This is a genomic window from Edaphovirga cremea (assembly GCF_003332275.1).
In the GTDB taxonomy this organism is placed as follows: domain Bacteria; phylum Pseudomonadota; class Gammaproteobacteria; order Enterobacterales; family Enterobacteriaceae; genus Edaphovirga; species Edaphovirga cremea.
Window position 1 is genome coordinate 87,057 of sequence record NZ_QOVA01000014.1, and the last position, 9,562, is coordinate 96,618.

At 52.5% G+C, this 9,562-nt stretch carries 10 protein-coding genes; 3 read left to right on the top strand and 7 right to left on the bottom strand.

The genetic code is table 11. From position 1 onward, the window contains the following. Positions 1-82 precede the first annotated feature (82 nt). The 4 genes from murJ to rimJ all read right to left on the bottom strand — a co-directional run bounded on the left by murJ (position 83) and on the right by rimJ (position 3,990). Complete coding sequence (murJ, locus tag DRI82_RS17230; RefSeq protein WP_114195141.1) at positions 83-1,618, bottom strand: murein biosynthesis integral membrane protein MurJ; 1,536 nt, start codon at positions 1,616-1,618, stop codon at positions 83-85. Positions 1,619-1,757: 139 nt separating this feature from the next. Beyond that, entirely contained in the window at positions 1,758-2,681 is a 924-nt protein-coding gene (locus DRI82_RS17235; protein WP_114195142.1) for a Gfo/Idh/MocA family protein, read from the bottom strand. 10 nt (positions 2,682-2,691) lie between these two features. Continuing rightward, complete coding sequence (locus tag DRI82_RS17240) at positions 2,692-3,396, bottom strand: DUF480 domain-containing protein (RefSeq protein WP_114195143.1); 705 nt, start codon at positions 3,394-3,396, stop codon at positions 2,692-2,694. A gap of 9 nt (positions 3,397-3,405) precedes the next feature. Continuing rightward, the gene (rimJ, locus tag DRI82_RS17245; protein ID WP_114195144.1) at positions 3,406-3,990 is read right to left on the bottom strand and encodes a ribosomal protein S5-alanine N-acetyltransferase; all 585 of its coding nucleotides are present in this window, start codon (positions 3,988-3,990) and stop codon (positions 3,406-3,408) included. 343 nt (positions 3,991-4,333) lie between these two features. Here rimJ and mdtH point away from each other — a divergent pair, with 343 nt between their 5' ends. Together mdtH and DRI82_RS17255 are read left to right on the top strand one after the other, a co-directional pair. Then, complete coding sequence (gene mdtH, locus DRI82_RS17250) at positions 4,334-5,539, top strand: multidrug efflux MFS transporter MdtH (RefSeq protein ID WP_114195145.1); 1,206 nt, start codon at positions 4,334-4,336, stop codon at positions 5,537-5,539. A 308-nt stretch (positions 5,540-5,847) separates the two neighbouring features. After that, the gene (locus DRI82_RS17255; protein WP_114195146.1) at positions 5,848-6,411 is read left to right on the top strand and encodes a lipoprotein; all 564 of its coding nucleotides are present in this window, start codon (positions 5,848-5,850) and stop codon (positions 6,409-6,411) included. A gap of 76 nt (positions 6,412-6,487) precedes the next feature. On the opposite strand, the gene DRI82_RS17260 is transcribed toward DRI82_RS17255, so the two are convergent. The 3 genes from DRI82_RS17260 to ghrA all read right to left on the bottom strand — a co-directional run bounded on the left by DRI82_RS17260 (position 6,488) and on the right by ghrA (position 8,891). Further along, on the bottom strand, positions 6,488-7,048 hold the full coding sequence (locus DRI82_RS17260) for a TorD/DmsD family molecular chaperone (RefSeq protein WP_114195147.1): 561 nt from the start codon (positions 7,046-7,048) through the stop codon (positions 6,488-6,490). A gap of 90 nt (positions 7,049-7,138) precedes the next feature. Then, positions 7,139-7,876 carry a phosphatase gene (locus DRI82_RS17265; RefSeq protein ID WP_114195148.1) on the bottom strand — a complete coding sequence of 246 codons (738 nt, stop codon included), beginning with the start codon at positions 7,874-7,876 and terminating at the stop codon, positions 7,139-7,141. Positions 7,877-7,949: 73 nt separating this feature from the next. Continuing rightward, the gene (gene ghrA, locus DRI82_RS17270; protein ID WP_114195149.1) at positions 7,950-8,891 is read right to left on the bottom strand and encodes a glyoxylate/hydroxypyruvate reductase GhrA; all 942 of its coding nucleotides are present in this window, start codon (positions 8,889-8,891) and stop codon (positions 7,950-7,952) included. A gap of 258 nt (positions 8,892-9,149) precedes the next feature. Between ghrA and DRI82_RS24135 the strand changes: the two genes are divergently transcribed. Next, the coding region (locus tag DRI82_RS24135; protein ID WP_245956869.1) for a PAAR domain-containing protein at positions 9,150-9,562 on the top strand (413 nt) is incomplete at its 3' end.

Genomic DNA, 9,562 nt, shown 5'->3' on the forward strand with positions numbered 1-9,562 from the left:
TCCGGTAACGCAAACGCTGCCGGATTCTGTCAAAGTGTTACATCACTGGCGTTTCACTGTGCCAACAGTCGCCGTCTGGAATCTATACGGTGCGGCGGGCGAAATCCCGCACTTTAAAGCCCAGCAACGCCAATACGCCAAAGTAGGCAATGACGCCCGCAACCACTACCGCAGCAAGACGCATAAGGCGCATTGCCATGCCACCGACATCCCACGCAGGCATCAGCCACATCACCCCAATCAGAACGGCGGACATGCCGATGACGGCAACGATCAGTTTGGTGAGAAATACCACCCAGCCTGCCTGCGGTTGGAAGATCTTCTGCTTACGCAATTGCCAATAGAGCAGCGAGGCATTCAGGCACGCACCCAAGCCGATGGAGAGTGCCAGACCGGCGTGTTTCAAGGGGCCAATGAACGCCAGGTTCATCAACTGCGTGGCAATCAGGGTAATGATCGCAATCTTGACCGGCGTTTTGATATTCTGACGCGAGTAAAAACCGGGAGCCAGCACTTTTACCACGATCAGCCCCATCAACCCCACGGAGTAGGCCACCAGCGCACGCTGGGTCATGGCGGCATCGAAAGCACTGAAACGGCCATACTGGAACAGGGACACCGTCAGCGGTTTGGCCAGAATGCCCAACGCCACCGCACTTGGCAGTGCCAGCAAGAAGCACAGGCGCAGCCCCCAATCCATCAGCCGTGAGTATTCATCATGGTTACCGCTGGAAAAACTCTTCGCCAGCGACGGCAGCAAAATAGTGCCCAGCGCGACACCCAGCACGCCCGACGGAAACTCCATCAAACGGTCTGCGTAGTACATCCATGACACCGAACCCGCAGCCAGGAACGAGGCGAAAATGGTATTGATGATCAGGGATATCTGGCTGACAGACACACCCAAAATCGCTGGCCCCATCTGGCGCATCACCCGCCAAACCCCGGCGTCCCGCAGATTCAATCGCGGCAACACCAACATACCGATCTTTTTCAGATGGGGTAACTGATAGCCCAGTTGCAGAACCCCGCCGACCACGACAGCCCACGCCAGTGCCAGAACGGGCGGATTGAAGTAAGGCGCAGCAAACAACGCAAAACCGATCATACTGACGTTGAGAAAGGTTGGCGCAAAAGCCGGTATCGAAAAACGGTTCCAGGTATTGAGGATCGCCCCCACCAGAGAGGCCAGCGAGATCAGCAAAATATAGGGGAAAGTGATCCGCAGCAGCGCAGAGGTCAGGGCAAACTTATCGGGCGTTACGGCAAAACCTGGTGCGGTGGCATAAATGACCCACGGCGCGGCGAGCATGCCCAGTACCGTGACAATTGCCAGAACCAGCGTCAACAGACCGGAAACATAGGCCACGAAGGTGCGGGTTGCCTCTTCGCCCTGCTGGCTTTTGTATTCGGCCAAAATGGGGACAAAGGCTTGGGAAAATGCCCCTTCAGCAAAGATTCGCCGCAACAGATTGGGGAGTTTGAAGGCAACAAAAAAGGCGTCCGTTGCCATACCTGCCCCAAAAACGCGTGCAACGATTGCGTCACGCGCAAAACCCAGCACGCGTGAAAACATCGTCATTGAACTGACGGCGGCCAGTGATTTCAGTAGATTCATGTCATATTTTCTTATTGGCGATGGGCAAACAGTAACGCCTGCATCAGCAGGCGTTAAATACCGCACCAGCAAAGCTCTTTGGTGTCGCCATAGTCTACGGATCCGAGACGTAATAGCCAGAGCTAGTTGTTACATTCAATTACTCAGGGAGCGTATTACTATTCATCAATTGCTCAATAATACGCTGCGCATAAAGTGCTTGTTCACCAGAGGTTTCTGGTGCCGTTTGGTTGGTCGCACACTGGATAAAGTGGTGGATAGCCCCTTCAAAACCACGCTGCGCCAGCGTCGTTTGCCAACTGGGTGATGGGAGCTCACTGACGATGCACTCCTTCTCCTGCTGCCACTGACGCATATCAGTAATCTGGTACAGCGCACGATCGCACACGGCCTGTACGCTTTCCCGCTGACTGCCTGCTTGCCGGTGCATACTGGTCGTCACCAGCGTATCACCACACTGGAAATGGTGTTCTGCATAGCGCATTTGCCCGTGATCGTTACTTTGCACCGTACCACTGAGCAGCGTCGCGTCGCCACCGCCTAGCCACAGCGCGGTATCGATGACGTGCAGATAGTCGTCGAGCAGCGTGGAATACACATCATGCGGCCCGATGCTGTCACTGCGGTGTTTGTCCATCCGCAGCGACGCCGGGTTTTTCATTTCATTACGCAGTTGCTGATAAAGCGGTGCAAAACGCCGGTTGAATCCCACCATCAGCGCCCGGCCACGCTGTTGCGCCATTTCAATCAGATGTTCAGCCTGTTCAACCGTCTCGGCGAGAGGTTTATCGACATACACATCAACACCATGATTGAGAAGTTCACCCACTACATGGAAATGGCTGGCAGTACTGCTGTGAACAAATACCACATCACATTGCCGGGCCAATTCATCTAAACGGGAAAAACAGGCCATGCGATAACTGTCGCAAACGACCCGCGCCTTTTGCTGATTGGGCGAGAAACCACCGACCAATTGCCAGTCCGCCGCACGGCTTAATATCGGCAGATAGGCTTTTTGCGCGATGCCGCCCAATCCGATAACACCAATTTTCAGACTCATTCTGCCTCCGTTAATCGCCCAGATGCGCCAACAGGCTTTCGAGGCGCTGGTTCAATTCTGCCACCTGCTCCTCCAGCGCTGTCACGCGTGATTCGAGCCCACTTCTTTCAGCGGGCTGTCGTTGATCTTCTATAGACGATCGTTGACCTTCTGTCGAAAAGCGCTGACCTTCACTGGCAGAGAATTGCTCTTGCGCGATCTGCTCACTCACTTCACCACAGAACAGGTGCATGAAACGGCTTTCGCGTTTTCCAGGCTCGCGGGCCAAACGCACCACAAACGGGCCATCTTCGCGCCTGATTAGAGTATTGAGTACATCGTCAGTGTCTGCCACTGACGCAAAATCATGCAAACGATTGGTGCGGGTTCTGAGTTCGCCCGAGGTTTGTGCACCACGCAGTAATAGTGCTGTCACGACAGCAAATTCGCCCGGTGAAAACTTCAGATTGCCAAACTCGGAATTACAGAAACGATGCTCATATTTCAGCGTGCGGCTACCGCTGACGCTGCGGATCATGTGTTTTTTTGCCAGAAGATCCAGCGTTTGCTGCACTTCACTTTCACTCAACTCCATGACCGGTTCACGGTTGGTTTTCTGATTACAGGCCGTCGTCAGGCTGTTCAGTGAGAGAGGGTAAAGTTCTGGGGTGGTAACCTGTTTTTCCATCAGGCAACCAATCACCCGGGCTTCTTTCGCGCTCAATACGTGTTTCATAACTCTCCCTCAACGTGGTGGCATCCATTCTGTGTTAGTCAGTGCCGTGAGAATGTGATCCTGCCATTTGCCATCAATCAGCAGGTAGTCTTTTGCATAACCTTCGCGTTCAAACCCCAGGCGGGTCAGCAAATTGCCACTGCGCTGGTTGTGTGGCATATAGTTCGCCATGATCCGGTGCATACGCTGTTGGCGCTGCATATAACGAATCGCACTCTCCAGCGCTTCGTACATCAACCCTTTCCCCTGCCACTTTTCACCCAGCGAATAGCCGAGGAAACAGGCATGAAACGATCCGCGCAGCACATTACTGAAATTCGCCACGCCGATAACGTCGTTTTCATCGGCATCAAGCAGAATAAAATAGTAGGCACTACCCTGTTTCTGTAAATCAGTAATCAACCCGAGACGTGCCTGCCAGCCAGAGGGATAGCAATGGCTTTCGTCACGGATAGGTTCCCAGGGCTTCAGAAAAGCCCGGTTCTCAGCGTAGTACTCAGCCAACCGGTGTGCATCCCGTTCATGAACCAAACGGACAACCAGTCGATCTGTTGTCAGGCGTACCTTGGGTGACGCCGAGCGATAGCCAAACATCCACTCCCTCCACAGTCTGGACGGTTTGATAAGAAGTGCTCATGAGTAAAACCTGCACTGTTGCCCTTTCGGTGAGCGTTATCGCGCCCGCGATCCGGCATTCCGTCCCTCTATCTGCGCATCATTATGAGCGCAGCTTAGCCCAACCGTAAAACGACGGGCTTGGTCTCAACCTTACAACATCATTTTCTTCTTTATTTTGCCAGCGGCTTAACATATTGACGATGAAAAAATATTGTCACTCCACACTCTATCGGAAAATGAAATTCAAGTTCAAAATAAAGGCGTTTAGGGTTTCTTATTTTGCGCCTTTGAAATGCGCAGTAAATTCTTGTGGTGAAGAATGTCGTTAGTCTCGCAAGCTAGGAGCTTGGGTAAATACTTCCTGTTATTGGATAACATGCTGGTTGTTCTTGGTTTCTTTGTGGTCTTCCCGTTGATATCGATCCGTTTTGTCGATCAAATGGGTTGGGCTGCGCTGGCAGTTGGAATTGCATTGGGCTTGCGTCAGCTTATTCAGCAAGGTTTGGGGATTTTTGGCGGTGCCATTGCCGACCGTTTTGGCGCCAAGCCGATGATCATTACCGGGATGCTGATGCGTGCCGCCGGTTTTGCGCTCATGGCGATTGCCGATCAGCCATGGCTGCTGTGGCTCTCCTGCGCCCTCTCCGGGCTGGGTGGAACGTTGTTCGATCCACCGCGGACGGCCTTGGTGATTAAACTCACCCGCCCGCACGAACGCAGTCGTTTCTTTTCCCTGCTGATGATGCAAGACAGTGCCGGTGCCGTAGTGGGTGCGCTGATCGGCAGTTGGCTGCTGCAGTATGATTTTCACCTGGTGTGCTGGACGGGTGCCGGGATTTTCGTGCTCGCCGCCGCCTTCAACGCCTGGCTTTTACCGGCCTACCGAATTTCTACCGTTCGCACCCCGATGAAAGACGGGCTGTTGCGCGTGCTGCGCGATCGCAGGTTTGTCACCTATGTTCTGACCCTGACCGGCTACTATATGCTGGCGGTGCAAGTGATGCTGATGCTGCCCATCATGGTTAACGAACTGGCGGGTTCGGCCTCGGCAGTAAAATGGATGTATGCGATTGAGGCTGCATTATCGCTCTCGCTGCTTTATCCGATTGCCCGCTGGAGTGAAAAACGTTTCACATTGGAGCAACGGCTGATGGCTGGGCTGCTGATCATGACAGTCAGCCTGTTCCCGGTTGGCCTGACCACCAGTTTGCAAACGCTGTTTATGCTGATTTGCCTGTTCTATACCGGCTCAATCATTGCTGAACCTGCACGCGAAACGCTCGGGGCATCGCTGGCCGACTCCCGCGCACGCGGCAGCTACATGGGTTTCAGCCGTCTTGGGTTGGCTCTGGGTGGCGCACTCGGTTATACCGGCGGTGGCTGGATGTACGATACCGGCAAAGCGCTTGAAATGCCTGAACTTCCCTGGTTCCTGCTGGGAATCGTGGGCGTGATCACCCTGATGGGGCTTTACTGGCAATTCCATCAACGCCGCATCGAGCCGGCCATGCTCAGCGGCGGCTGATCGCCCACTTTTCCTCCCGTTTCAATGGCCCCGTTCTGCGGGGCCGTTTGATCTCCCGACAGAGTTTACCCATACTTTGTTAACGTATTGATGTGATTGGACTGGCAATTTTTGCCGCCCCCATTCTTTTCCCAGAGCAACCTGCCACATTATTTCGCATTCTGTCCTTGCAAAAGGAACTCCTGTAAAATCCGCCCGTCCAACCAGACAACGATATGTCGTATTAGAAAACAATATGCCGTATTAGAAATGCAATATGCCGTATCAGACTGCAACACGCCGTATTTTTACCTGTCATTGAGGATCACATGAGAAAGCTTTTACTTGGGGCGACTGCCCTGATTTTTGCCGGTCTGCTTGCCGGATGTAACCAACTCACGCAATACACCCTGAACGAACAGCAGGTTAATGAGTATCTTCAGAAGCACAACGATTATAAGAAACAGATTGGCGTGCCGGGTCTGGTTGAAGCGCAGATCGTGCTGACCGATCTCACTAGCCAGATTGGTCGCAGCGAACCAGGAAAAGTGACGTTATCAGGAAATGCCAAAGTGAATATCACGTCTTTGCTGGGGCCACAGCAGGCGGATATGAAACTCACCCTGAAAGCACAGCCGGTTTTTGACCGGGAAAAAGGCGCGATTTTCCTGAAAGATATGGAGTTGGTTGATTACACGATTCAACCAGAAAAAATGCAGACGGTGATGAAGACGCTAACGCCGTACCTCAATCAATCGCTCAAGACCTATTTCGATCAGCGACCTGCCTATGTGCTGAATGCCGATGGCAGTAAGGCTGAGGCGATGGCGAAAAAACTGGCGAAGGGGTTGGAAGTGAAACCGGGACAACTTGTTATTCCGTTTACAGATTAAGTTGTTCACCTTTAACGTGAAAATTATCGCGTCAGGGCGCAATTTCCCTGACGCGATAACGACAAAACGTCATGCGTTATTGCTCGTCATTACCTTCCGCTTCAGCCAACTCATCACTCATGCACTGAATCGCTTCGCGGCTGATAATGGCCAGCGTGCGGTAAAAACTCGTGGTGGCATGCGCCTCGACTTTTCCCAGAAAACGGCCACACCATGGCATCAGGAATTCATCAAATAGCGTAGTCTGGGCGGCCACTTCATCTTCCTGCGACTGATCTTCCAGCCACGATGCGGCCAGCAGTAACGAACCGATGTGATCGCACGGGGCATCGCCCAGCGGCATACCGCGTTCGGTTAAAAATGCCCGTACTTCGGCTTCCTCTCCCGCCTCATAATCTGAGCGGAATGGCGACACGCGACACTCGCTACCCACAAACAGCGCAGCATAATCGGCGGCCAGCGCCTGCGGATCGGCATCCTGTTGCAGGCGGGCAAGCAGTTCGTCCTGTTCCAGCGGCCAGTGTTCAGCCAGTTTTCCCTCTTGGATCAGGGTAAACAGCGGCACCAGCAACGGATCTTGCGGCGGACGGTTAAATAACGTGCCAAGCACGCGACAAACAATCGAAAACTCATTCATTTAAGCAACCTGTTAGGCCAACATCCTGTTGAACCGAAATAGACCTGTTGAATTGAAAGGAAATAATAACACTCACATGGCGCGAAGATGTCACAGCCCCGCCAATTCTGCAATGGGCGGACGACCGCGCATTTCGAGAAAATCAAGGAAACGGCGTGGCGTCACGTTCAGGATCCTTGCTTCTGGGAAATTCACCGCAGCGATAATTCGTTCACAATGCTCGAATCCCCCCATCGAAAAGGCAATATGCGAATCAGACCCCAGCGCCAACCAGCCTCCCGCATCGCGTACCGCCTCGGCAATGGCACGACAGTTCGCTTCACTGCCCTTGCGTGAATGGGTAAATGAAGAGTTATTCAGCTCCAACGCCACCTGATAGTGAGCCGCCGCCTCGGCAATGGCCGGAATGTCTACCGGATATTTCGGGTTGCCCGGATGGCTGATGATATGGACATCGCCCTTAGCCATCGCGGCGATCATCGCTTTGGTATTGGTTTCTTTATCTTGTGGGGCAAAAACCGGCTCATGGAAACCCGCAATGATCACATCGATCGCCGCCAGCATCGGGCCAGTGCAGTCTATGTCACCGTCAATATTTTTGATGTTGGCTTCGATCCCACGCAGGATGCCCACGCCGTCAACCATCCGCGGCCATACGCGCATATTGATAAAATGCCAGTGGTGCGGTGCATCAGCCATATCCGGGCCATGATCGGTTATGGCAAACAGTTTTATTCCTTTCTGCTGCGCTTCATTGATGTAATCGTGCAACGTGCTGTAAGCATGGGTGCTGGCAACGGTGTGCATATGTAAATCTACCGGAAACATGGCTTCTCCTTGTTTTTTTGGTCTTCCCCAAGCATAGCAGCATTATGTTTGGAGTTTGTTACAGGTAGGGCTTTTAGTAACCGCGTTGGCGATCCACCCATCCAGCGGGTTGTCTGTCTGACTCTATCGCCCGAATGTTGGCGGCAATCTGATCCATGGCCTCTTCGGGCAGCGTGACCGCAGCAATATGCGGGGTCATGGAGATACGCGGATGTGACCAGAATGGGTGCATGTCAGTCAACGGCTCTTCGGCAAAAACATCCAGTGCAGCAGCGGCCACGGTACCCTCTTCCAGCGCAACCAGCAGGTCGGCTTCATTGAGATGGGCACCGCGGGCGATATTGATCAGATAAGCATTTTTTTCCAACTGACGCATTAATGACAGCGTAATGATGCCCGCTGTATGCGGCGTATTGGGTAAAAGATTGATTAACACCCGCGTTCCGTGCAAAAAATCAGGCAACTGCTCTTCACCGTGAAAACTTTCTACCTGAGCTATATTTTTCGCACTGCGACTCCAGCAACGCACGTTGAAGCCCCACGCCACCAGACTTTCTGCCACACTTTTGCCCAGAACACCGGCACCCAGAATACCGATCATAAAGTCACCCAGTGCGAAGGGCGTCAGCGGTTTCCACTGTTTTTGCCGTTGGTAGAGTTGGTATTCATCCATCCGGCGGAAGTAGCGCAATACATAGGCCAGCACATAGTCTTGCATCTGTTTTGCCATTCCACTGTCTTCGAGACGAACCAGTGGCACCCCCGCGGGCAACAAACCTAGGTGCTGGCGTTCCTGATTAAGAATCGCATCCACACCCGCCCCCAGAACAAAAATACCTTTCAGGGTTTGGCGATCGGCCAGCATTTCATAGGGTGGATGCCAGACCAGGGCGTAGTCAACGGGGGCTTTATCGCCGGGAACCCATTCACGGATTTGTGCTTGGGGTAAACGACGACGCAGGCCGTCAATCCATTGCTGTGTGTCGGACGTAGGGTGGTAAAAGATGATTTGCATAATTTGTGATCTCCTTGGCACCCATAGATTTCCGTGATTCGTGTGCAGATGCAAGCTTTCGCCACAAAAAACCCAGGGAAGGCGAAACTCTGGGCGACAACTAGAAGTAAGCATTACTTAACTCAAATTTCACCATAACTAACCTTCTCTCATTTTGTTACGAAACGTTGTTTCTCTTAAGCCTAATACTTGTTGCGCATGTGGTTATCGTTTGTAAAATCACCAATGTAATTATTTCTATAACAAGTAGAGGGACTTATGATATTAGGTTACTGGATTATAAAGGGGGACAGAACTTCCTGCGGGGGGAGTGTTCTTGAAGGACATCCAAAAGGGCAAAAATTTGGCAGTAATTTTAATCCGCAAGCGGTTCAGGGCAACAAAGTGTCATGCGGTAAACATCCTGGTGTATACAGCGTCAGTGGAGGCCATCCTGGAGAAATTATTCATGGCTGTCTGGCAGCAAGTACGCTTTATAGTCGCTCAACCTGCCCGTGTAAGGCTTTTTTTATTCCTTCTCAAACCTGGGCTAAACATGGCCCCTACCAGAACGCGCCAGTAAAAGCAGTCCCAGCACCAGCGAAAACTGCCCCTGAACCCGTTCAAGAGCCGGAACAACACGCACAATCAGCTAAAAAGCACATAATAGAGCAACCAATGCAACAGGAGTC

Excerpts from the sequence above, each read along its gene's own strand:
- DRI82_RS17235 (WP_114195142.1), bottom strand. The coding sequence starts at position 2,681 with ATGAGTCTGAAAATTGGTGTTATCGGATTGGGCGGCATCGCGCAAAAA.
- DRI82_RS17240 (WP_114195143.1), bottom strand. The coding sequence starts at position 3,396 with ATGAAACACGTATTGAGCGCGAAAGAAGCCCGGGTGATTGGTTGCCTG.
- murJ (WP_114195141.1), bottom strand. The coding sequence starts at position 1,618 with ATGAATCTACTGAAATCACTGGCCGCCGTCAGTTCAATGACGATGTTT.
- ghrA (WP_114195149.1), bottom strand. The coding sequence starts at position 8,891 with ATGCAAATCATCTTTTACCACCCTACGTCCGACACACAGCAATGGATT.
- DRI82_RS17265 (WP_114195148.1), bottom strand. The coding sequence starts at position 7,876 with ATGTTTCCGGTAGATTTACATATGCACACCGTTGCCAGCACCCATGCT.
- DRI82_RS17255 (WP_114195146.1), top strand. The coding sequence starts at position 5,848 with ATGAGAAAGCTTTTACTTGGGGCGACTGCCCTGATTTTTGCCGGTCTG.
- mdtH (WP_114195145.1), top strand. The coding sequence starts at position 4,334 with ATGTCGTTAGTCTCGCAAGCTAGGAGCTTGGGTAAATACTTCCTGTTA.
- DRI82_RS17260 (WP_114195147.1), bottom strand. The coding sequence starts at position 7,048 with ATGAATGAGTTTTCGATTGTTTGTCGCGTGCTTGGCACGTTATTTAAC.
- rimJ (WP_114195144.1), bottom strand. The coding sequence starts at position 3,990 with ATGTTTGGCTATCGCTCGGCGTCACCCAAGGTACGCCTGACAACAGAT.